This is a genomic window from Variovorax sp. KBW07 (genome assembly GCF_003852515.1).
In the GTDB taxonomy this organism is placed as follows: Bacteria; Pseudomonadota; Gammaproteobacteria; order Burkholderiales; family Burkholderiaceae_C; genus Variovorax.
In genome coordinates, this window is the sequence record NZ_QAJK01000049.1 from 1 (window position 1) to 21,748 (window position 21,748).

Here is a 21,748-nt window from a genome sequence, read left to right on the forward strand (position 1 = left end):
GCGCAGAGCACACCATCGGCGCGAGCGCCTTCAGAGCGGTCGTTGATCGGCCAATGCGAGAGCAGCGCCCTCGTGCGACTGGCATCGGGTGCTCCGCGCAGCGAAATAAAGGAGGAGCGAAGCGGGGGACATTCGCGGAGCAGAGCACACCGTCGGCGTGGGCGGCGCCCTGAACGGCGCCCTGAACGAACCCAAACAGCAGCCCCAAGCGCGTGCACAAAAACGCCACACCGAGCTTCACAGCACGCAGCTTCCCCGCTACAGTCGACGCCTCGACAAACAACCCAGACCGGAGGTGCGCGATGGAAAACACTGCAATTCATGCCCCCACTCCCGTACGGTTTGTCGTGCATCCTCGGCACTGACCCACAGACTCACTGACTGCTGACGCACTTTCTTCTGTGCGTAGCGCGCGTCCCTCACGGGCGCGCCCGGTCCGTGCCTCGCGGCCACTTTGCCGCCGAGACAAACCGCCACCGATTCAAACGTTGCCGCCTGCACGCACGTCGATAACCACGTGCCGGCTGCGATCCGTTCATTTTCGAATCAAGGCTGACTCACCATGCTTGAACCACGTGCCGCGCATTCGCGGCATACCGCAACCACCGTCACCGTTTTCGATCCCGCGCGCGCGTCCGAAGCGCAATGGAACGATGTGCTCGCCTATTGGCGCCTGCGCAACGAGGAAGACATTCCCGACGAGCCCCAGCCGAGCGACGCCGATACCCGGCGCAACGTGCAGCAGGAGCCAAACCGGCCCCTGTACGACGTGCGGCGCCTGCTGGCGCACGACGCCCAAGGCCGGCTCCTCGGGAGCCTGAACATGAGCTACCGCCGCGAAGGCACGCCCGACCACGCGACCTTCGCGCCCTTCGTCGATGCCTGGGGCGGCGTGCTGCGCGCGCACCGCCGGCAAGGCGTGGCCAGCCGGCTGCTGCACGGCCTGCTGGCCACGATGGAAACGCAAGGCCAGAGCGTTGCCACGCTCAGGGCCCACCTGCCCGAAGGGCACGCTTTTCTTCGCGCCATCGGCGCAACCGAAAAGCACCGCAGCGTCGAGAACCGCATGGAGTTCGCCGGCCTCGACTGGGCCGAGCTCGCGCGCTGGCAGGTCGAGGCTTTCGGGCCCGCGCATGGCCTGCGTGCCGAGGTCCACGTCGGCCGCGTGCCCCGCGACCGGCTGGCGACGCTGATCGAACCCATGTCGGTTCTGCTGGAGGATGCGCCCACCAGCGGGCTCGAACGCGGGCCCTTGCGCTACGAACTCGACGACTACCTGGCCTGGTACGCCGAGATCGATCGCCGTGGCGGCGAGCACTTCCTGGTGTTGCTGCTCGACGGCGATGGCGACATTGCCGCGATGTGCGACGCCAGCTTCAACCAGCTCTACCCCGACCGCATGTTCCAGCGGCTCACGGCCGTGTCGCGCCGGTGGCGTGGCAAGGGGCTGGCCAAGGGTGTGAAGGCGGCCATGTTGCGGCTCGTGCACGAGCGCCATCCGGCCTTGACGGCGGCGGTGACCAGCAACGCCGAGGTCAACGCGCCCATGCTCGCCATCAACCGCCGGCTGGGCTTCGTGCCGTACAGGCATGATGGGGTCTACCAGATCGGCACGGAAAGCCTGAGGGCCTTCCTCTCGACCCGCCCCCTGGCTCCACAGGAGGCACGTCCATGAAAGCACCCCAGAGACTCCAGGCACTGATCGACGAAGGCCTGATCGACAGCGTGGTGCGCCAGCTGATGAGCGGCAAGGAAGCCATGGTGTACGTGGTGCGCTGCGGCGACGAAACGCGCTGCGCCAAGGTCTACAAGGAAGCCGACAAGCGCAGCTTCCGGCAGGCCGTCGACTACACCGAGAACCGCCGCGTCAAGAACACCCGCGAGGCGCGCGCCATGGCCAAGGGCACGCGCTTCGGCCGCAAGGTGACCGAGGCCATCTGGCAAAGCGCCGAGGTCGATGCGCTCTACCGCCTTGCTGCCGCCGGCGTGCGCGTGCCGACGCCGCACAACTTCCTCGAAGGCGTGCTGCTGATGGACCTGGTGACCGACGCCAACGGCGACGCCGCGCCGCGCCTGAACGACGTGGTCTTCACGCCCGAAGACGCGCACCGCCACCACGCCAGCCTGCTGAAGGAGGTAATGCGCATGCTGTGCGCCGGCGTCGTGCACGGCGACCTGTCGGAGTTCAACGTGCTGCTGGCCGAAGACGGCCCGGTCATCATCGACCTGCCGCAGGCGGTCGATGCCGCGGGCAACAACCACGCCAGGCGCATGCTGCTGCGCGACGTGGAAAACCTGCGCAACTTCTTCGGCCAGTTCGAACCCGCGCTGCTGAAGACGCACTACGGCGACGAGATCTGGCAGCTGTACGAGCGCGGCCTGCTGCGGCCCGAAACGGAGCTGACGGGCACCTTCGTGCGCGAGACCGGCCCGGTCGACCTGAGCAACGTGCTGCGCGAGGTGGACGACGCGCGCATGGAAGAAGCAGCGCGGCTGGTTCGCATGCAGACGCCGCGACAATAGGCGGGCTTCCAACGCCCGCCCGATGACTTCCAACGCTCTCTCGAACCCCGCCCCACTGCAGCCGCGCCAGCCGGTTTCCACCACCGTTCGCCGGATCGCCAAGGCGGCGGCCTTCGTGGCGCTGGGCTTCGGCTCGGCGGCCCACGCCGCGGCCATCCGCCTGGAGGACGACCGCGGCACCACGCTCGAACTGCAGGCGCCCGCAAAACGGATCGTCTCGCTGATGCCCTCGCTCACCGAGACGGTCTGCGCGCTCGATGCCTGCGACCGGCTGGTGGGCATCGACCGCCATGCCAACTGGCCGGCATCGGTAAAGGGCCTGCCGCAGGTGGGCGGCATCGACGACGCGAACATCGAGCGCATCGTCGCGCTCAGGCCCGACCTGGTGCTGCTGCGTCCGCGCAGCCGCGCCGCCGAGCCGCTGGAACGGCTGGGCATCAAGGTGCTGGCCCTCGACGCCAAAACCCATGCCGACATGCGCCGCGTGATGGAAACCGTGGCCCGCGCCACCGGCCGCCCCGGCGCCGGCGAGGCCTTCTGGCAGCGGCTCGACGCCCGGCTCAATGCGGCCCGCGCCCGCGTGCCGCTGGCCTGGCAGGGGCGGCGCGTGTACTTCGAGGTGCACGGCGGCGTGGCGGCGGCCAGCGAAAGCTCGTTCATCGGCGAAACCCTGGCCCGCCTGGGCCTTGCCAACGCGGTGCCCGGCACGCTCGGCCCCTTTCCGAAAATGAGCCCCGAATACGTGGTGCGCGCCGACCCCGACGTGCTGATGCTGTCGGCGCTCGGCGAAATCTCGGCCATGGCCGCGCGGCCCGGCTGGTCGGCCATGTCGGCCATCAAGCGCGGCCGCGTCTGCAGCTTTGCCTCGGCGCGCTTCGACCTGATGATGCGGCCCGGCCCGCGGCTGGACGAGGCGGCCGACGCCATCGTCAACTGCCTCGCGTCGCTGAACGACGCGCCGCGCTGAGCCGCCACCCGGCGGGGGCATGGGCCGCCACAGCCCCACAACGGGGCAATCTCTCACGTACCATTGGAGGATCGTGACCGCGCCCCAGCCTTTTTCCCCGATTCCTTCCGTCGTCGACAGCGACGAAGCCATTGCGCGGGACGTTGCCGCCGTCACCCGCATCAGCGCCGTGCCCACGCTGCTGAAGATCATCTGCCAGAACACCGGCATGGGCTTTGCCGCCGTGGCCCGCGTGACCGACGGCACCTGGACCGCCTGCGCGGTGGAAGACACCATCCAGTTCGGCCTGAAGCCCGGCGGCCAGCTGCAGCTGAACACCACGCTGTGCATGGAGTCGCGGGCGGCCCGCCTGCCCGTGGTGATCGACCGGGCCAGCACCGACCCGGTGTACTTCAACCACCACACGCCGCGCCTGTACAACATCGAGAGCTACATCTCGGTGCCCATCATCCACACCAATGGCGACTACTTCGGCAACCTGTGCGCCATCGACCCGCGCCCCGCCACGGTGTCCGACCCGCGCGTGGTGGCCATGTTCACCGCCTTTGCCGACCTGATCGCGCGCCAGCTCGAAAACGAAGACCGGCAGGAGCGCACCGAAACCGCCCTGCAGTCCGAGCGCGCCACGGCCGAGCTGCGCGAGCAGTTCATCGCGGTGCTGGGGCACGACCTGCGCAACCCGCTGTCTTCGGTGGGCGCGGCGGCCGAACTGCTGATTCGCCGCCAGGCCGAGCCCGACCTCGTGAGGCTGGGCGCGCGGCTCAAGTCGAGCACGCGCCGCATGTCCGCGCTGATCGACGACGTGCTCGACTTCGCGCGCGTGCGGCTGGGCTCGGGCATGGACCTGACGATGCGCGAGGCCGACTTTCTGTCGTCCGGGCTCAAGGACGTGATCGACGAAGTCCGGGCCGCCAATCCGGCACTGGACATCCGCGACAACCTTGCGGTGAACGGCGTGGTGCGCTGCGACCCCGGCCGCATCCAGCAGGTGCTGTCCAACCTGCTCGGCAACGCCGTGGCGCACGGCGCGCCGGACGCCCCCATCGTCGTGCAGGCCCGCATCGAAGACGACCAGTTGGTGCTTTCGGTCACCAACGGCGGCACGCCGATTCCGCCGGACGACCTTCCGAAGATCTTCCAGCCCTACTGGCGGCCCGAGCACAGCAAGCCAGGCGGCGGGCTGGGGCTGGGCCTGTACATCTGCTCGGAAATCGTCGCTGCCCACAGCGGCACGCTGGAAGTCACGTCGTCAGAGGCCGAAGGCACCCGTTTCGTGGCGACCCTGCCGGTCGCCTGATTTCCCTCCACGCGCAACCCACTGACAGACAGACAGTCAGGCAGACACACAGTCAATGAACAGCATCGGCATGGCGGTCGTCCCCGCCGCGGACTTCACACGCAGTGAACTCACCGCGCTCTGGAACCAGGCCTACGAGGGCTACTTCGTTCCCATTGCCTTCGACGAGCAGCAATTCGCGCGGCACCTGCGGCGCGGCGAAGTCGACCTGGCGCTGTCCCGCGTGATGGTGGTCGATGGCGAGCCCTGCGGCATTTCGCTGGCTGGCCGCAGGCAAGGCCGGGCCTATCTCGCGGGCTTCGGCATTGCGAGTGCGCGCCGGCGGCAAGGGCTGGCCAGGCAACTCATCGAAGCGCAAGCCGGGGCCTTCCCGGCGGCGCGAATCGACCAGGCTTTTCTTGAAGTCATCGAACAGAACACGGCGCGTGCGCTGTATCGGCAAGCGGGCTTCGAGGAGGTCCGCATGCTCGACGTCTTCGAATGGGCCTTCGAGGCGCGGCAAGCCAATGCCGGCGGCATGCTCGACGCCGCGGAACTCACGGCCATTCACGACGCCTGCAGCGCCCTGTCGCGCCCCACATGGCGCCGCGAACTGCCGACCGTGCGCGACGCCATCGCCAACGAAGGCGCCATTGCGCTCGGCGTGCGACGCGGCGCGGCCGTGGTCGGCTATGCCGTCATGGCGCCAGCCGGCGCAACGCCGCAAAGCACGCTGTTCGACGCCGGGGCCATCGACGAGCCCGCTGCCCACGACCTGCTCGACGCACTGGCCACCGCGCGCCCCGGCACCCGCTGGCGGCTGGTCGACGAGCCCGCGCACAGCCCTCTTTCCAACGCAGCGACTGCACGCGGTACTTCGACTGTCATTCGCCAGGTCGAGATGGCGTTGAAGCTCGAACCCGACAAGAACAACGCCCCCGTCCCCTCCCCCTCATGAAGCATCGCAAGCAAACCTCGTCCACGCCGTTCATTCGCGTGGGCCCCAGTGGCGTCCACGGCCTGGGCGCCTTCGCCACGCGCGACCTGCCGGCCGAAGCCTTTCTCGGCCTGTACGAGGGCCGCCGCTACTCGAAGCAGGAAATCGCAACGAAGGCCTGGGACGACCAGCTCACCTACCTGTTCACGCTGACCAACCAGGAAACCATCGACGGTGCCAAGGGCGGCAACGCCACGCGCCACCTGAACCACGCCTGCGAGCCGAACTGCGAGGCGGTCGAGGAATACGACGAAGCGGGCGAGCTGGTGCTGAAGTTCCAGACGCTGGTGGCGGTGGATGCGGGCGACGAGCTGTTCATCGACTATTCGCTGACGGCGGACGACGGCTCGCCGCCATCGAAGTACCCCTGCCATTGCGGCTCGCCGAACTGCCGCGGGACGATGCTGGCGCCCGTGGAGGCGGTGGCGGAGAAAGACGGCGCGACGGCAGCCAACGGCTCGGTGCCCGCCGCTTCCGACCCGAACAGGCCGCTCAGCGAACTTCCCTGGTGAGGTAGCGGCGGCGGCCGTCGGGAGTCAGTGCGGCTCGCTCTTCGCGCTGCGCAACTGTTCCTCGGCGCGTTCGAGTTCCGCGCGCAACGTGCGCACCTCGTTTTCCAGCCTTTCGATTCGTGCCTCGCGGCTCACGACCGGCACCGGCGTCTTGCAGCGCTGCTGCAGCGCGCTCAAGGTGTCGGCCAGCTCCCGCCGGCGCAGCATCTGGCCGCGGGAACGGGCAAGCTCCATGTCGCGCTCCAGCGCCGCTTCCTGCGCCTTGCAATCTCCCGCGTCCGGCGGCGGCGTTGACGGGTTTTGAGCGAAGGCGGGCATGCCCAGGAGCAGGGCAAAGGCCAGGAAGCAGGGTTTCAGACGCATGCCGTAAGGTACCCGAACTTCCCGGCCGAAAAGTCCTTCAGCCCTTCAGGGCTTCAGGCTGCGGCGGCTTCCGTGGTCCTGGCGATGCACTTGATTTCGAGCAGCCAGTCGGCGCTGCCCAGCCGCGACACCTCGACCAGCGTCTGCGAAATCTGCGGCTCGCCGCCGAACATTTCTGCGCGCAGGGCGAACAGCTTGTCGGCATCGGCAAGAAAGCCGTCGATGCCGGTCACGAAGATCGTTTCGTCCACGATGTCGGCCATGGTCGCGTCGAAAGATTCGAGCACTGCGCGCACGTTGCCGTAGGCCTGCCGAAGTTGCGCCGCGGCATCGCCGGCGCCGATGGTCCGGCCCTCGCCGTCCACGCTCACCTGGCCCGACAGGTAGATGGTGTCGCCCACCTGCACGCCGTCGGCAATGATCTTCTTGAACGCGCCTTCGCGCACCACGCGCCTTGTTGCTGCTGCTGCCATGTCGTTTCCTTGGGTTGGTTCGGCGGCAGTATCGAAGGGAAGCTTCGCCGCGCTTTCCCCTACGCCAGATGAGCTTTTGGCGCCAAGGCCGATTGGCGCGCGCAAAGACGCGCGAGCCGATCCTGTGAGTCAGCCAGCCCGTTCGGCCACCACGTAGCGCGCCTGCCAGCGTTCGGCCAGCTGCCGTGCGCGGTGCAGCGGAATGCGCGCCGCCTCGAAGTCGACCACGCAGGCGACATCGGCGGCTTCGGGCCGCGCGGGGTTCTCGCTGCTGCGGCCATCGGTCAGCAGCCACAGCCAGCGCTGCCGGGCTTCGCTGCGCACCAGCAACTGTTCGGCCCGCTCCACGCCCAGCGCCAGCGGCGTGCCGCCACCGGCGCCGATGGGCGCCACCCAGCCGTCGTTCCAGGCGCTGGCGCGGCGCGGTGGCAGGCGCAGCTCGACCACGTTGCCGGCAAAGCACAGCAGCGCCACGTGGTCGCGGCGCTGGTAGGCCTCCTGCATCAGCGCGAGCAGCAGGCCCTTGGCCCGCGCAAGGTTGCCTTCGTTGCGCATCGAGGCCGAGCAGTCGAGCAAAAAGCAATGCAGCGCACCGCTGCGCGCCTGCTGTGGCCGATGCCGGAGATGCTCCGCGCGCAAGGCACCCGCACCGCGCGCGACCAGCGTGCGCGGCCAGTCGAAGGCCGTGCCCCTAGCCGCGGCGCCGTGCCATGCGTCCCGTTGCGTGCCCTGCCTCCGGTCACCCTGGCGCGCGCCAGCGGGTGCGGCGTCCCGGAGGCTCAGGCTTTTTTTGGGGCGGCTTGCGAGGAAGGTGTCGATGAAGGGATCAGCGGGCGCAGCGGCTTCACGCGTTCGATGCCGACGGGCTCGGGCGGCATGGCGCCCCAGTCTTGGTCGCCTGCGCTGTTGCTGCCCGCCGATTGATTGTTCGCTCCGTTGCCGGCGGCTTGCGAAGAAGGCGCTGGCGCTGGCGCGGCGGCCGGCGGCGCACCGGCCGCCTCGGGCTTGCGCCGGTGCAGCAGCACCGCCTCGGCCACGCGCTGCACGTGGTCGGTGCTGATGGCCGCCGCGCCGTCCCATGCGGCAAGCGCGCGCGCCGAACGCAGCATCACGAGGTCGGCGCGCAGGCCATCGACATCCGACGCGATGCACAGCGCGCTGACGGCTTCGTGCACCGCATCGCGATAAGGCAAGGCCGATGCATCGGCCACGATGGCGCGCGCACGCACCAGCGCAGCCGCCAGTTCGGCTTCGACCTGCGCATGCATCGCGCGAAAACCTTGCGGGTCGGCATCGAATGCCAGCCGCGCACGCACGATGGCCTGCCGCTCGGCCGCGTTGCCGATGTTCTGCAGCTGCACGCACAGGCCGAAACGGTCGAGCAGTTGCGGGCGCAAGGTGCCCTCTTCCGGGTTCATGGTGCCCACCAGCACGAAGCGCGCGGCATGGCGGTGCGAAATGCCGTCGCGCTCGACCACGTTCACGCCGCTGGCCGCTGCATCGAGCAGCGAGTCGATCAGCGCATCGGGCAGCAGGTTGATTTCGTCGACATACAGCACGCCGCCATGCGCGCGCGCCAGCAGGCCGGGTGCGAATTTCAGTTCATGGCCGGCCAGCGCGTGGCCCAGGTCGAGCGTGCCCACCAGGCTTTCGAGGCTGGCGCCCAGCGGCAGCGTGACGAAGGGTGCGCCGGGCAACAGCTCGGCCAGTGCGCGTGCCGCCGTGGTCTTGGCCGTGCCGCGCGGGCCTTCGATCAGCACGCCGCCCAGGCCCGGATCGACCGCGGCCAGCAGCAGCGCCTGGCGCAGCTGGGGCTGGCCCGCGATCGCGGCGAAAGGGAAAGGCACCGGCATGGGCGCGGCAGTGGTCATCGGGTAGTTCCTTCCATCTGCTGCTCGTGGTCGAGCAACAGATTCTCGAGTTGGTTCCTGTAGTCGCCGGGCGACTGCCACAGGCCGCGCTGCATGGCTTCGAGCAGGCGGTTCAGCATGTCCTGCAGCGCGCGCGGATTGTGCGCGTTCACGAAGTCGCGCGTGCCGGCATCCAGCACGTAGGCGTCGGCCACCATGGCGTACTGGTGGTCGCCGACCACGCGGGCGGTGGCGTCGAAGCCGAACAGGTAGTCGACGGTGGCGGCCATCTCGAAGGCGCCCTTGTAGCCGTGGCGCTTCACGCCGTCGATCCACTTCGGGTTGACCACGCGCGAGCGGATCACGCGGCTGATTTCTTCCTTCAGCGTGCGCACGCGCGGCGCCTGCGGGTTGCCGTGGTCGCCGTGGTACATCGCGGGCTGTTGCCCGCTCAGGTGGCGCACGGCGGCGGCCATGCCGCCCTGGAACTGGTAGTAGTCGTTGGAGTCGAGCAGGTCGTGCTCGCGGCTGTCCTGGTTCTGCATGACGACGTTCATGGCGCGCAGGCGGCGCACCAGCGCCTCGGCCGCGGGCACGCCGTCGCTGCCCTGCCCGTAGGCGTGGGCGCTGCCGCCGACGTAGGCCTTCGACAGATCGTCGTCGGTCTGCCAGTCGCCATGGTCGAACAGCGGCTGCAGGCCCGAACCGTAGCTGCCCGGCGCCGAGCCGAACACGCGCCAGCCCGCCTGCAGCCGCGCGGCTTCGGGCGACTGCCCCTGGGCTTCGAGCGCGGCGCTCTCGCGCAGGATGCGCGCGCGGATCGGGTTGCGCTCGGCGTCTTCGTCTTCCTGCGACGCGACGGCCTGCACGGCGGCATCGAACATCTGCACGGCGTTGGGAAAGGCATCGCGAAAGAAGCCCGAGATGCGCAGCGTGACGTCGATGCGCGGACGCCCGAGCCCCACGGTGGGCAGCACCTCGAAATCGACCACGCGCTGGCTGCCGGGCGCCCACTTGGGCCGCACGCCGATCAGCGCGAAGGCCTGCGCCAGGTCGTCGCCGCCGGTGCGCATGGTGGCCGTGCCCCAGACCGACAGGCCCATCGCCACGGGGTAGTCGCCATGCTCCTGCATGTGGCGCTCGACCAGTTGCGCGGCCGACTTGAGGCCGAGCATCCAGGCGGTGGGCGTGGGAATGGCGCGCGTGTCGACCGCGTAGAAATTGCGGCCGGTCGGCAGCACGTCGGGCCGGCCGCGCGAAGGCGAGCCGCTCGGGCCGGGCGGCACGAAGCGGCCTTGCAGCGCGCGGCAAAGTTGCAGCAACTCCTGCGTGCCGCAGGCATCGAGCGCGGGTGCGAGGGTCTGTTCGATGCGCCGCATCACGGCAGTGGTGTGCGGCAGTTCCGCGGGGCAGCCCTCTTCGAGAAGGCGCTGCGCGAGCAGCTCCAGCCGTTCGCGCGTGTCGCCCTGGTGCCGCCACGGATCGGCGCTGACCGATTGCAGCAGCGCGGGGCGTGCGCCCTGCCATGGCCTGGCGGCGTCGATGTCGAGCGGGTCGAAGCTGTCACCCGGCAGCAGGTCACGCGCCAATGCGCCCAGCAACCCGGCATTCGCGCCCGCGCCATCGGCAGCCGGATAGCGCGCGAGTGCCAGCAGCGTGTCGCGCCGCAGCCGCTCTTGCGGCGAGGCGCCGAATACATGCAGCCCGTCGCGTATCTGCGTTTCCTTCAGCTCGCACAGGTAGGCATCGACGCGCGCCAGCACCGCGTCGTCTTCCGCGCCGGGCATGTCCAGTTCCTCGACCAGATGCTGCGCCCGCACGGCCGCAAGAATCTGCGCGCGCAGCACCTTGGCGCGGCGTGCGTCGACCAGCAGCGCGTCGTAGTACTCGTCGACCTGGCGTTCCAGGTCCTGCATCGGGCCGTGGTTCTCGGCGCGCGTGAGCGGCGGCATCAGGTGGTCGACGATCACCGCCTGCGTGCGCCGCTTGGCCTGCGCGCCTTCGCCCGGGTCGTTGACGATGAACGGGTACACGTTGGGCAGCGGCCCGAGGATGGCATCGGGCCAGCAGGTTTGCGAAAGCGCGATGCTCTTGCCCGGCAGCCATTCGAGGTTGCCGTGCTTGCCCACGTGCACCACCGCGTCGATGGCGAAGGCATCGCGCAGCCAGAAATAGAACGCGAGGTAGCTGTGCGGCGGCACCAGCTCTGCGTCGTGGTAGCTCGCGTAGTCGGCCGCGCCGAGCGTGCCCAGCGCACGCGCCGGCTGGATGCCGACGAACACGCGGCCCAGCCGCAGCCCGGCGATCATGAAGCGGCCCTGCCGCACCATCGGGTCTTGCTCGGGCGTGCCCCAGCGCGCGTCGATGGCGGCGGCCATGCCTTCGGGCAAGGCCGCGAGACGGGCACGGTAGTCGCCCATTGCGTAGCTTTGCCAGGCCGGCCGCGCGGCCCATTGCGCCGGGTCGTTGGCAATGCCCTCTTGCAGCGTGCGCATCAGCGCATCGCCATCGGCCGGCAGCGCAGCGGGCTCGCCCAGTGCATAGCCTTCGGCCTGCATGGCCCGCAATATCGCGATCACCGAAGCCGGGGTGTCGAGCCCCACGCCACTGCCGATGCGCCCTTCGCTGCCGGGGTAGTTGGCCAGGATCAGCGCGATGCGCTTGTCGGCCGCCGGCAGGCTGCGCAGGCGACACCAGCGCCGCGCCAGCTCGGCCACGAACGCGATGCGGTCGGGCTCAGGCTGGTAGTTCACCACCTCGGTCTGCGTGAGTTCGCAGCGGTGCGACAGGCCCTTGAAGCTCACGGCCCGCGTGATGATGCGGCCGTCCATCTCGGGCAGCGCGATCTGCATGGCGATGTCGCGCGGGCGCAGGCCCTGGCTGTCGGCCAGCCAGTCTTCGCGGTTGCCGCCGCTCACGATCACCTGCAGCACCGGCGCGTCGCCGGCCAATGCGAGCGCCTCGCCTTCTTCGTTCTGCGCGCCCTGCCCCAGAGCGGCAAAAGCGGTGGTGTTGAGCACCAGTTGCACGTCGTGTTCGCCGCACAGCGTGCGCAACGCGGACATGCACAGCGGGTCTTTCAGCGAATCGAGCGCCACGGGCAGCGGGTTCAGCCCTTCGGCGGCCAATGCGGCGGCAAGCGCATCGAAGGCCACGGTGTTGCCCGACAGCAGGTGCGAGCGGTAGAACACCAGCGCCACCACCGGCGCGCCCGCGGTCCAGCCGGCGCGCAGGTCGTCGATGCCGACGACCGAGTGGGCCGCGTCCATGCCGCGCGGCACGTGCAGCGCCACTTGCGGCAGGCTGCGTGGCGGCAACGGTGCCTCGCCATGGCCGAGGCCGTGGAAAGCCACCGCGCGCAGGAACTGCATCGCGTTGCCCGCCCCGCCGCTGCGCATGTACTGCCAGAGCTGGCGGCTCACTTCGCGCGGCGCGGTGCCGCGTGCGAGCAGGTCTTCGTCTTCCTGCAGGTCGCCGGAGAACATGGCGAGCTGCAGGCCCTTGCGCCTGGCGAGCTTCTCGAGCTGCTGCAGACCATAGGCCCATGCCGATTCAGCACCCAGGTGGTCGACCACCACCACACGCGCATATTGCAGCACCTCGTCGATGTACAGGTCGAGCGAGGCCGGCTGGCGCAGGTACATGAGGTTGACCAGCCGCAGCGTCGGATAGCCGGGGTCGGTGGACGCCAGCGCGGTGCGCGCCGCGGCCAGCAGCGCGAGCGTGGTGTCGGCCGAACTGAGCACCACGATGTCGCCCGGTGACTGGTCGAGCCGGGTAACGACGCTGTCGTCTTCGACGAAACGTCCGGGCTGGGTGCTCAGCAGGTGCATGCGGTCAGGCGTTCAGGGCCTTCAGGCCGGCACGGCGGCAAGGCCGTCCAGCGCCTTGCGCAGCGCGGCTTCGTCGAGGTCTTCACCGATGAAGACGAGGCGCGTGCGCTGCGCTTCGCCGTCGCGCCAGCGGCGGTCGAAGTGGTGGTCGAAGCGGCGGCCCACGCCTTGCACCAAGAGGCGCATCGGCTTGCCCGGAATGGCGACGAAGCCCTTCACGCGGTAGATGGTGTGCTGCTCGACCAGTTGGCCCAGCACGGCGAGAAGGTTGTCGCGGTCTACCGGCGGCAGCTCGATCACGAGCGAATCGAACTCGTCGTGGTCGTGGTCTTCCTCGTGGTCGTGGTGGCTTTCGCGCAGGTGGATGGTGGCCTCGGCCGCGCGGCCCTGGCCCAGCAGCAGCGCGAGCGGCAGCCTGCCTTCGGTGGCGGCGACGATCTTCACTTCGGGCGGCAGCTCTTCGCGCACCAGCGCTTCGACGCGGGCACGCGCGTCGGCGTCCATCAGGTCGGTCTTGTTGAGCACCACGAGGTCGGCGGCCGAGAGCTGGTCTTCGAACAACTCGTGCAGCGGCGACTCGTGGTCGAGGTTGGGGTCGGCGCGGCGGGCTTCGTCGACGGCCTGGGGGTTCGCGGCGAACTGGCCCGCATCGGCGGCGGGGCCATCGACCACGGTGACCACGGAATCGACGGTGAAGATGTTGGCGATGTCCGGCCACTGGAAGGCCTGCACCAGCGGCTTGGGCAATGCCAGGCCCGAGGTTTCGATGATCACCGCGTCGATGTCGCCGCGGCGCTCGGCCAGCTGCAGCATCACGGGCAAAAACTCTTCCTGCACGGTGCAGCAGACGCAGCCGTTGGCCAGTTCGTACAGCGCGCCTTCGCGCTCGTTGCCTTCATCGTCGCAGCCGATGCCGCAGCCACGGAGAATTTCACCGTCGATGCCGAGCTCGCCGAACTCGTTGACGATCACCGCGATGCGGCGGCCTTCGGCATTGCCGAGGATGTGGCGCAGCAGCGTGGTCTTGCCGCTGCCGAGGAAGCCCGTGACGATGGTGACGGGAATCTTGGCGTTGCTTGCTTGTGTCATGGAAGTGTTGTTTCAGGCGCCGATGGCGTGAAGATGGGTAAGCGAGCACCGGGCGCCGAAGGGCGCGCCGGCGGCCGGCACGAACGCAAAGGGGCGCAAGGCCGGCAAGGTGGGCCGGGGCGCCTCCGGGAGAACCAGGCTCGAATCGGGCCCGAATCAGGCGACGCTGCTGTACAGGCGGCGCTCGACGAAGGCCGTGCCCTGCAGGCGGCGCCAGCCCTTGGCGGCGGCCAGCACGCCCAGGTCGACCAGCGGCTCGACGAGCACGATGGTCATGTAGGCAGCGCCGAAGCTGGCGATCTGGCTCACGTTCTCCAGGCCGGTGCCGCGTCCGTAGAGCGCCCAGAAACCGACCCAGACCACGATGCCGCCCTGGTAGGCCACCGACAGCTTGAAAGCCTGTTGGTAGCTCAGGTCCACATAGGCGACGTTCTGGGGAATGATGCGGCGGGCCAGCGCGGCGGTCGCGAACAGGGGCACCAGCAGGGTGGTGACGTTCATGCCGTACTGCGGCAGGTCTTGCGGCTCGAAGAACAGGCTCTGGATGAGCAACCCGCCCGCCAGGCCGATGGCAGCGGGCGCGAGCCCGAACACCAGCAGCAGCGTCGTGCCCAGGATCAGGTGCACCTCGGACACGCCCACGGGGTGGTGCGGCAGCACTTCGAAGAAGCAGAACACCAGCGCCACGGCAATGGCCGAGCGCAGCGCCAGGGCGACGGGGCCGTCCTTCATCAAGGTGTCGAAGGCAACCTTGCCCGTGTAGGCGAGCGCGGCGGCTGCCGTGGCATAGCTGAGGAAAATCTTGGATCCGTCGACGAGACCTGGTTCGATGTGCATCTGGCACCTCCTGAAATGCACCGAAGTGCGAAAGTTGATTGTTGGTGGATGGGCCGGCTCGCGCAAGCCCCTGTCATGAACGCTGGAGCGCGCGCTGCGCGCCCGGCCCGGCCGGCGCCCGCGATTTGCGCCGCAGCCGCCGCCAGCCGATCACCACGCCGCTGGCCGAAGCCACGGTGCCGATGATCGACAGCAGCCACACGACGACGTCCCAGGCCGGCCGGTACTGGATCAGCCAGGGAAAGTCGAGGCTGTGCGCCGCGTTGAAGAGCCAGCGGCGCAGCCGCGAATTGCTGTCGTTGCTGCCGGCCACCTGCCCGCTGGCCGGGTCGATGTAGATCCAGCTGTGCGCGGCGTCGTCGAATTCGAGGCGCCACACGGGCAGCACGCGCTCGCGGTGGTGGCCGTACCAGTGGAAATCTTCGCGCGTCTGCAGCGTGGCCTGCGTCACGACGGCGCCGGGGCGCAGGCGGGCGGCGGCGCGCACGATGTCGTCGCGGCCTATGACGGCCGGCGCGCCCGTGGCGGCATCGACCACGCGCACGCGGGCCTGCGCGTCGCGCAATTGCAGCAGCGGCTTGCCGTCGAACCACATCAGCAACGCCTCACGCGGTGCGGCGGCGCCCTCGCCCGCCGGCAGCTGGGCCGGTGGCCACGGGAACGGCGATGCATCGGCGCCGGTGTAGCTCGTGATCGCGGCAGCAGCCGCGTCGCCGCGGTTGCGCTCGAACCACATGTTGGGGTTCATCGAGAGCCAGCCGCTGACGATCCAGGTCAGCACGAAGAAGCCGCCGATCAGCCCGGCGATGTGGTGCCAGGCCATCCAGCCCGTGTAGGGCGTGACCGCGCCGTTGCGGAACCGCCGGCGCAGGCGAATCCGCAAGATGCCGATGACGATGCCGGTCACGGCCGAGACGATGCAGGCGGCCGACAGCCACACCACCACGTCGTGCCACAGCGGCGGGTCCGCGCGCAGCGGCGTGAAGTAGATCCAGTGCGGCACCGAGCCCAGCCAGTTCCAGAAGCGCTCGGCGCGCGTGGTGTCGCGCACCACCTCGCCGTTGCGCGAGGACACGTACAGCTCGGTGCCGGCCGCGTCGCCGACCTCGATGCGGTGCAGCGGGCGCAGCGGGTTCAGGCCCTGCGGCACGGTCCACTGGTCGCGCTCCAGCGTCTCGGCCCATCGCGCACCGGGCTGGCCCGAGAAGCCACGCGCAATGGCCTCGGCCTGCGCCGCATCGACCGGGCCGCGCGCCTGGCCGTCGCGCGCCGAAACCGTGTGCCGGCCGCCGCGTGCATCGACGATGCGCCACACCGGTTCGGGCGCGGCCCCGCCCTGCACTTCGAGCACCATGCGCCGGGGCGGCTGGGCGCGCGCGGCCGGCGGCAGTGTCTCCAGCGCGGCGGCGGGCGACACCGTGGCCTGTTCGAAGCGCAGCGGCCCCAGCCCGGCCAGCCGCTCCGCGTCGGTGAGCGTGGGGTAGCCCACATACATCATCACCACGCCCGAGACGAACCACATGACGAACAGCAGGCAGCCGCCGATGCCCAGCCACCGGTGCGTCCAGTAGAGCCAGTGGCGAAGCCGGGGCCAGGCGCGGCGCCATGCTGAGGTCATGGGCATGCCGCCATCAGAAGTTGACCAGCGCCGACAGCTCGAACGAGCGCGGACGGCCCAGGATCCACTGGTTGCCGCCGTTCGAGAACGACACCGGGTACTTGCGGTCGGCCAGGTTGTAGCCACGCAGCGCCAGCTTGAGCGACGGGTTCACCTGCCAGCTCACGCCGGCGTCGGCCACGGTGTAGGAGCCGATCTTCCGCGTGTTGGCCGTGTCGACCTGGCGCGAACCGACGTAGCGCACACCGAACTCGGCCTCCCACTGCGGCAGGAAGCGCCAGTGCAGCCACAGGTTGGCGGCTTCTTCCGGCACGCCGGACGGCGTGTTGCCCGCGCGCGAAACCACCGACTTACCGACCACTTCGTTGAAGTCGTCATAGCGTGCGCGCAGCTTGGCGACGTTGGCCTCTAGGCGCAGCGTGGAGCTCAGCGCCAGGTCGAGCGTGGCCTCGATGCCTTCGGACGACTGCTTGCCGATCTGCTGCGTGACGGTCGGGTCTTTCGCGTCGCGCGAGAGCAGCTTGCTCTTCTCGATGCGGTAGGCGGCCACCGTCCAGGCACCGCGGCCCTCGGGCAGCTGGCGCTTGTAGCCCACTTCGACCTGCTTGCCGGTGCTCAGCTCGAACGGCGCCTGCGTGGCCGAGGTGCTGATCAGCGAGGTCAGCGGATCGGCCGCGCGCGCCACCTGTGCGTAGAACGATTGCGAGGCATCGGGCGCGTACACCACGCCCAGGCGGCCGGTGGCGTATTCGAAGGTCTTGTCGAGCCGGTTGGCAAAGTTCTGCTGGTCGACGCGCGCCACCTTGGCGTGATCCCAGCGCAGGCTGCCGACCACCGACCACTGCTCGTTGAAGGCCAGCTTGTCTTCGGCGAAGAAGGCGTAGGTGCTGGTCTTCGTCTTGTAGCGCGGCAGGTAGGCCACGGGCGAGGCGTAGTAGCCGGGCTGGAACACGAAGGGGTCGATCACCGAGCGGCCGCCGTAGGGCGAATCGCTCAGGCCCAGGAAATCGATGCGGTTGACGTCGAAGCCCACCAGCACCTGGTTGGCCATGCCGAACATCGAGTGCCGGAAGGTGGCGTCGGTGCGGTTGCCGATCTGCTCCTGGTCGTGGCCGATTTCAAGGTAGTCGCCACGGGTGACGCGGCGGGTGGTGGCGTTGAAGGTGTAGGTCTCGCTGTTGCGCCAGTGGCGCTTGCTCTCCAGCCGGTAGAGCTGGTTGCGCACGGTGATGGCGCTGTTGGGCGTCCACTGGGCGTCCAGGCGGGTCCACTTGTCGTTGTACTTGAGCTCGGCGTCGTCGACGTTGTAGTTCTGGCGCAGGGTCTGGCTGGTCAGGCGGCCGTCGATCAGCGGCACGCCCTGGTAGCGCTGCGGCGACTGCCGGCCTTCGTCGTGCGACAGCGTGAACTGCAACTGCGGCGACACGTCGAGCCGCACCGCGGCGCCCACGGCCAGGCTCTCGGCCTCGCCGCGCAGCATGAAGCCGTCGGTCTTGCGGTGGCTGATGTCGAAGCGGTACGAGAGCATGTCGTTGATCGCCCCGCCGCTGCCAAAGGCCACCTGCCGCGTGGCGTCGGAGCCGATGGTTACCAGCGCCTCGTTCGCGATCGGCCCGCGCGAGGGCTTCTTGGGCACCACGTTGATGGCACCGCCGATGGCGCCTTCGCCGTACATCACCGAGGCCGCGCCGCGCAACACCTCGATGCGGTCGATCGACCAGGTGTCGAACGGAAAGGTGACGGTGCCGGCGCCGGCATACAGGCGGGTGCCGTCGTACAGCTGCATCACCGAGCCGTGGCCCGAGAAGCCGCGCGCCGCCATCGACGTGCCGCCGTTGCCGGGCGCGGGCGAGCCGGTGATGCCGGTGGCGCGGGTGGCGGCCTCGATCACCGAGACGTCGCCGCGCGCGCGGATGGTGTCGCCGCTCAGCACCTCGATGCTGGCCGGTGTTTCCAGTGGCGTGAGGCCGAGCCGGCTGCCGGTCTGCGTGGGCTCGTCGATGGCCAGCGGCGTGTGCCGCGCGGCCTCGACCTGGACCGGTGCCAGGCTGCGGTTGCCGGCGGTTTCAGCCGACTGGGCAAAAGCCGTGGTGTGCCCAAAAACCAGCTCCAGCCCCAACCCCAAAGAAAGACCCGAAAGGCGTGCCCATTGCAGTGGCGCACCCGTGCGATCGCGCGCTGGCGATGCTTGACCCATTTGATTTCTCCTCCGACCTGCGTCCCCGCAGGCTCCTGACCGATACAGGACGCGGGGAGGCATGGAACGGGCGGTGCCGGTCCACGCGGAGGTGGCGAAGCGGCAGGCCCGGACACGCACTCCCGCAGCGTCCGAAGGCGGTGGCGAAGGCCGGTATCCGGGCTTGCGGAGTGCTTCGGTGCGCAAGAAAAATGCGCACCGGAGCCGAAACCCTCGCCTTCCCACGCCGAAGCGCAGTGGCTGCACATGCCGAAAAAGGGCATGTGCCTGAGGGTTTCCAGATCCGCCGACCGTTGCGGGGGCAGCGCAGGAATGACCGTGTCGACAATGACACGGCGCACCTGCTTCCCGTTTAACCCCGAGGCCAATGGATGGCATGCGGGGCACCTTCGAACCGTGGTGGCCGGCAGCATCGGTAAGAAAAACCGATACACCGGACCAGCCGGATTATAGGGATCGCCCCCTGGGCCGCGAGCGGCCGCGGCCTTGCTAGCGGGGTCAGCCGCCCTTGCCGTCGGCCCCGAACAGCCGCCGCATCACGGCCACGCCCGCCACCAGCGCGTTCGAGTAGGTGGCATAGGGCTCGTGCGCGGCTTCGAGCGGCATGTAGACGTGGGAGGTTTCGCCGGGCGTGTCTTCCACCGCCTCCATCAGCACCCAGTAGAACTCGCCGGCCTCCAGTTCGTGGACGGTGAGTGCGATGTTTCTTGCGGTGGGCATTGGCGGTGGAGGTGTGGTTACCGTTGAATGGGCGAGGGACGCGCGCGGTTGACAGCTTCCGGGCTTCTCCTACAGCGCTTGCGTGCCGCAGCGCCTAATGTTGTTTCAGGGACCTCATGAAAAACAGGAGGCAGCATGAAGCACTTCGTTCTTGAACCCCGGATGCGATCGAGCGTCGGCGGCGCTTTCTATCCGACCGGCTACTCGATGGTGATGTTCCCCAGCGCGGAAGACGCGGACCGCATCGGCCACCGCCTGATCGAAAAAGGCATGAGCGGCGACGAGGTCTACCTGCTGCCCGCGGACACGGTGCTGGCCGAGATCACGCCGACCGTGAAGATGTCCGAAGACCCCCTGCCCTCCGCCGGAACCGACGCGGCCACCGTGCGCGCCTTCACCCAACTGGCGCGCGACGGCCACACGGGCCTGCTGGTTCGCACCAAGGACGGCGCCCAGGCCGAGCAGCTGATGGAACTGGTGCGTACCGTGCCCTACTCCATCGCGCAGCGCTACCGCCTGCTGGTCATTGAAGACCTCTGAAGCCGGGCGCGGGGCGCTCAAGCGATCGGGGCTGGCGCCGAGTGCGCCGGCATGGCCATCGACACCGCGCGCTGCACCACGTCGCGGGCCATGGCCTGCGCCAGCTCGTGCTCGCCGAGGAACACGGTGACCGAGTTTTCCTGCGTCAGCAACTGCGCTTCCTGCTCGTTGTGGCTGCGGATCACGGTCTGGATCATCGGGTTGAGCGTGCGCGCGGTTTCGATCATCTGGCGCACGTTCATGGTGTCGGGCGTGGCCACCACCAGCACGCGCGCCCGTGCCACGTGGGCCTGAATGAGCACCGCCGGATCGGCCGCGTCGCCCCACACCGCCGGAATGCCGGCTTCGCGCAGCTTCTCGACCAGTTCGCGGTTCTGCTCGGCCACCACGTAGGGAATGTCGTGCGCCTCGAGCTCGGCCGCGATGCGGCGCCCGACGCGGCCGTAGCCGACCAGCACCACCTGGCGCGAGAGGTATTTGGCCTCGGTGCTCATGGGCAGCTCGGCCAGCGGGTCGTCGCGCGATTCGAGCCCCCGCGCGAACGACGAATGGGCGTGCAGCCATTTTTGCAGCGGCGCGATCAGGCTGAACCACAGCGGGTTGGTGGCAATGGAAATGAGCGCACCCGCCAGCACCAGGCTTTGCCCCTCGACCGGCAGCAGGCCGAGCGACACGCCCAGCCCCGCCAGGATGAAAGAAAACTCGCCGATCTGCGCCAGGCTGGCGCTGACCGTGAGCGCCGTGGCCAGCGGGTAGCGGAACACCAGCACCAGCGCGCAGGCCGCCAGCGACTTGCCCAGCACGATGACCAGCACCACCGCCAGCACCTGCAGCGGCCGCTCGATCAGCACCGAGGGGTCGAACAGCATGCCGACCGAGACGAAGAACAGCACGGCGAAGGCATCGCGCAGCGGCAGCGATTCCTGTGCCGCGCGGTGGCTGAACTGCGACTCGCGCATGACCATGCCGGCAAAGAAGGCGCCCAGCGCGAACGACACGCCGAACAGCGCCGCCGATGCAAAGGCGATGCTCACGGCCGCGGCCACCACGCACAGCGTGAACAGCTCGCGCGAGCCGGTGCGCGTGACCTGCCAGAGGATCCAGGGAAACACGCGCCGCCCGACCACCAGCATGAGCGCGACAAACCCGCCGACCTGCAGCAGGGTCAGGCCCAGGGTCTGCCAGAGCGGATCGGCCGGGCCGCCCGCCGCGCCTTGCGCGCTCTGCCCACCGAGCGTGCCGGCCAGCGGCGGCATCAGCACGAGCACGAGCACCATGGCCAGGTCTTCGACCACGAGCCAGCCAATGGCGATGCGCCCGGTGAAGGAATCGAGAATGCCCAGGCTTTCGAGCGCCCTCAGCAGCACGACCGTGCTGGCGACCGAGAGGGCGAGCCCGAACACGAGCGCCGCCCCGAGGCTCCAGCCCCACCAGAGGGCAAGGCCGCCGCCGAGGAGCGTGGCGACGGCGATCTGGGCGAGTGCACCGGGGAGCGCGATCTTGCGGACTGCCAGGAGGTCGTCGAGGGAAAAATGGAGGCCGACGCCGAACATGAGGAGCATGACGCCAATCTCGGCGAGCTGCGCGGCAATTTCGGCATCGGCGACAAAGCCGGGCGTGAAGGGGCCGATGATGACGCCGGCCAACAGGTACCCCACGAGTGCCGGCAGCCTGAGCTTGGCTGCAAGAAAACCGAACACGAGCGCGAGGCCCAGGCCGGCGGCGATCGTGTTGATGAGGGAAACACTGTGGGGCATCGCTCCATTTTGCAGGAACGATGTCTACCCTTTTATTTCACACGGCCTTGTGGGGGTGCTGCTCTTGGCGACTGCTGTTTTGGGAGCGGGTGCGGGTTCATTCGGGGCGCGTGCGACTGACACCGGGTACTTCCCTCCGCGAATGTCCCCCGCTTCGCTCCTCCTTTATTTCGCTGCGGGAAGCACCCGATGCCCT

The 21,748-nt window shown here is 69.1% G+C and carries 18 protein-coding genes and 1 riboswitch; of the genes, 7 read left to right on the forward strand and 11 right to left on the reverse strand.

Going from position 1 to position 21,748, the window contains the following annotated elements; translation table 11 throughout:
* Positions 1-562: 562 nt before the first annotated feature.
* The 6 genes from DBV14_RS11540 (at position 563) to DBV14_RS11565 (ending at position 6,275) form a co-directional block, all read left to right on the forward strand.
* Positions 563-1,675 carry a GNAT family N-acetyltransferase gene (locus tag DBV14_RS11540; RefSeq protein WP_124459329.1) on the forward strand — a complete coding sequence of 371 codons (1,113 nt, stop codon included), beginning with the start codon at positions 563-565 and terminating at the stop codon, positions 1,673-1,675.
* Positions 1,672-2,523: a PA4780 family RIO1-like protein kinase gene (locus DBV14_RS11545; RefSeq protein WP_124459330.1), complete on the forward strand. Its 852-nt coding sequence runs from the start codon at positions 1,672-1,674 to the stop codon at positions 2,521-2,523. Before DBV14_RS11540 ends, DBV14_RS11545 begins: the two co-directional genes overlap by 4 nt.
* Before the next feature lie 22 nt (positions 2,524-2,545).
* Positions 2,546-3,490, forward strand: a complete 945-nt coding sequence (locus DBV14_RS11550) for an ABC transporter substrate-binding protein (RefSeq protein WP_124459331.1) — start codon at positions 2,546-2,548, stop codon at positions 3,488-3,490.
* A 73-nt stretch (positions 3,491-3,563) separates the two neighbouring features.
* Positions 3,564-4,787, forward strand: a complete 1,224-nt coding sequence (locus DBV14_RS11555) for a GAF domain-containing sensor histidine kinase (RefSeq protein ID WP_260396989.1) — start codon at positions 3,564-3,566, stop codon at positions 4,785-4,787.
* Positions 4,788-4,842: 55 nt separating this feature from the next.
* Positions 4,843-5,724, forward strand: a complete 882-nt coding sequence (locus DBV14_RS11560; protein ID WP_124459333.1) for an N-acetyltransferase — start codon at positions 4,843-4,845, stop codon at positions 5,722-5,724.
* Positions 5,721-6,275: an SET domain-containing protein gene (locus DBV14_RS11565; protein WP_260396990.1), complete on the forward strand. Its 555-nt coding sequence runs from the start codon at positions 5,721-5,723 to the stop codon at positions 6,273-6,275. The genes DBV14_RS11560 and DBV14_RS11565 overlap by 4 nt, the downstream gene beginning before the upstream one ends.
* Positions 6,276-6,299: 24 nt before the next feature.
* On the opposite strand, the gene DBV14_RS11570 is transcribed toward DBV14_RS11565, so the two are convergent.
* From DBV14_RS11570 to DBV14_RS11615, 10 genes are all read right to left on the reverse strand, one after another.
* Positions 6,300-6,593 carry a DUF1090 family protein gene (locus DBV14_RS11570; protein WP_124459334.1) on the reverse strand — a complete coding sequence of 98 codons (294 nt, stop codon included), beginning with the start codon at positions 6,591-6,593 and terminating at the stop codon, positions 6,300-6,302.
* 98 nt (positions 6,594-6,691) lie between these two features.
* Positions 6,692-7,111, reverse strand: a complete 420-nt coding sequence (locus DBV14_RS11575) for a RidA family protein (protein ID WP_124459335.1) — start codon at positions 7,109-7,111, stop codon at positions 6,692-6,694.
* Between the two features lie 129 nt (positions 7,112-7,240).
* Complete coding sequence (locus DBV14_RS11580) at positions 7,241-7,750, reverse strand: VWA domain-containing protein (protein ID WP_260396992.1); 510 nt, start codon at positions 7,748-7,750, stop codon at positions 7,241-7,243.
* Positions 7,751-7,890: 140 nt separating this feature from the next.
* Positions 7,891-8,982 (reverse strand): ATP-binding protein, encoded by a 1,092-nt coding sequence (locus DBV14_RS11585; protein ID WP_124459336.1) that lies wholly within the window; start codon positions 8,980-8,982, stop codon positions 7,891-7,893.
* On the reverse strand, positions 8,979-12,794 hold the full coding sequence (gene cobN / locus DBV14_RS11590; RefSeq protein WP_124459337.1) for a cobaltochelatase subunit CobN: 3,816 nt from the start codon (positions 12,792-12,794) through the stop codon (positions 8,979-8,981). The genes DBV14_RS11585 and cobN overlap by 4 nt, the downstream gene beginning before the upstream one ends.
* Positions 12,795-12,815: 21 nt before the next feature.
* Positions 12,816-13,883, reverse strand: a complete 1,068-nt coding sequence (cobW, locus tag DBV14_RS11595; protein ID WP_124459338.1) for a cobalamin biosynthesis protein CobW — start codon at positions 13,881-13,883, stop codon at positions 12,816-12,818.
* A gap of 156 nt (positions 13,884-14,039) precedes the next feature.
* Positions 14,040-14,720, reverse strand: a complete 681-nt coding sequence (locus DBV14_RS11600; RefSeq protein WP_124459339.1) for an energy-coupling factor ABC transporter permease — start codon at positions 14,718-14,720, stop codon at positions 14,040-14,042.
* 73 nt (positions 14,721-14,793) lie between these two features.
* Positions 14,794-16,344, reverse strand: coding sequence for a PepSY domain-containing protein (locus tag DBV14_RS11605; RefSeq protein ID WP_260396993.1), 1,551 nt, complete (start codon positions 16,342-16,344; stop codon positions 14,794-14,796).
* 7 nt (positions 16,345-16,351) lie between these two features.
* The gene (locus tag DBV14_RS11610) at positions 16,352-18,535 is read right to left on the reverse strand and encodes a TonB-dependent siderophore receptor (protein WP_124459341.1); all 2,184 of its coding nucleotides are present in this window, start codon (positions 18,533-18,535) and stop codon (positions 16,352-16,354) included.
* A gap of 130 nt (positions 18,536-18,665) precedes the next feature.
* Positions 18,666-18,941, reverse strand: a riboswitch (cobalamin riboswitch).
* 92 nt (positions 18,942-19,033) lie between these two features.
* Entirely contained in the window at positions 19,034-19,255 is a 222-nt protein-coding gene (locus DBV14_RS11615) for a hypothetical protein (protein ID WP_124459342.1), read from the reverse strand.
* A gap of 135 nt (positions 19,256-19,390) precedes the next feature.
* On the opposite strand from DBV14_RS11615, the gene DBV14_RS11620 reads away from it, so the two are divergent.
* Positions 19,391-19,795 (forward strand): hypothetical protein, encoded by a 405-nt coding sequence (locus DBV14_RS11620; protein WP_124459343.1) that lies wholly within the window; start codon positions 19,391-19,393, stop codon positions 19,793-19,795.
* Between the two features lie 17 nt (positions 19,796-19,812).
* On the opposite strand, the gene ybaL is transcribed toward DBV14_RS11620, so the two are convergent.
* The gene (ybaL, locus tag DBV14_RS11625; RefSeq protein WP_124459344.1) at positions 19,813-21,552 is read right to left on the reverse strand and encodes a YbaL family putative K(+) efflux transporter; all 1,740 of its coding nucleotides are present in this window, start codon (positions 21,550-21,552) and stop codon (positions 19,813-19,815) included.
* Between the last annotated feature and the right edge of the window lie 196 nt (positions 21,553-21,748).

Excerpts from the sequence above, each read along its gene's own strand:
- DBV14_RS11540 (WP_124459329.1), top strand. The coding sequence starts at position 563 with ATGCTTGAACCACGTGCCGCGCATTCGCGGCATACCGCAACCACCGTC.
- DBV14_RS11620 (WP_124459343.1), top strand. The coding sequence starts at position 19,391 with ATGAAGCACTTCGTTCTTGAACCCCGGATGCGATCGAGCGTCGGCGGC.
- ybaL (WP_124459344.1), bottom strand. The coding sequence starts at position 21,552 with ATGCCCCACAGTGTTTCCCTCATCAACACGATCGCCGCCGGCCTGGGC.
- DBV14_RS11585 (WP_124459336.1), bottom strand. The coding sequence starts at position 8,982 with ATGACCACTGCCGCGCCCATGCCGGTGCCTTTCCCTTTCGCCGCGATC.
- DBV14_RS11605 (WP_260396993.1), bottom strand. The coding sequence starts at position 16,344 with ATGCCCATGACCTCAGCATGGCGCCGCGCCTGGCCCCGGCTTCGCCAC.
- DBV14_RS11565 (WP_260396990.1), top strand. The coding sequence starts at position 5,721 with ATGAAGCATCGCAAGCAAACCTCGTCCACGCCGTTCATTCGCGTGGGC.
- DBV14_RS11545 (WP_124459330.1), top strand. The coding sequence starts at position 1,672 with ATGAAAGCACCCCAGAGACTCCAGGCACTGATCGACGAAGGCCTGATC.
- DBV14_RS11600 (WP_124459339.1), bottom strand. The coding sequence starts at position 14,720 with ATGCACATCGAACCAGGTCTCGTCGACGGATCCAAGATTTTCCTCAGC.
- DBV14_RS11610 (WP_124459341.1), bottom strand. The coding sequence starts at position 18,535 with ATGGGTCAAGCATCGCCAGCGCGCGATCGCACGGGTGCGCCACTGCAA.
- DBV14_RS11615 (WP_124459342.1), bottom strand. The coding sequence starts at position 19,255 with ATGCCCACCGCAAGAAACATCGCACTCACCGTCCACGAACTGGAGGCC.
- cobW (WP_124459338.1), bottom strand. The coding sequence starts at position 13,883 with ATGACACAAGCAAGCAACGCCAAGATTCCCGTCACCATCGTCACGGGC.
- cobN (WP_124459337.1), bottom strand. The coding sequence starts at position 12,794 with ATGCACCTGCTGAGCACCCAGCCCGGACGTTTCGTCGAAGACGACAGC.
- DBV14_RS11575 (WP_124459335.1), bottom strand. The coding sequence starts at position 7,111 with ATGGCAGCAGCAGCAACAAGGCGCGTGGTGCGCGAAGGCGCGTTCAAG.
- DBV14_RS11550 (WP_124459331.1), top strand. The coding sequence starts at position 2,546 with ATGACTTCCAACGCTCTCTCGAACCCCGCCCCACTGCAGCCGCGCCAG.
- DBV14_RS11560 (WP_124459333.1), top strand. The coding sequence starts at position 4,843 with ATGAACAGCATCGGCATGGCGGTCGTCCCCGCCGCGGACTTCACACGC.
- DBV14_RS11570 (WP_124459334.1), bottom strand. The coding sequence starts at position 6,593 with ATGCCCGCCTTCGCTCAAAACCCGTCAACGCCGCCGCCGGACGCGGGA.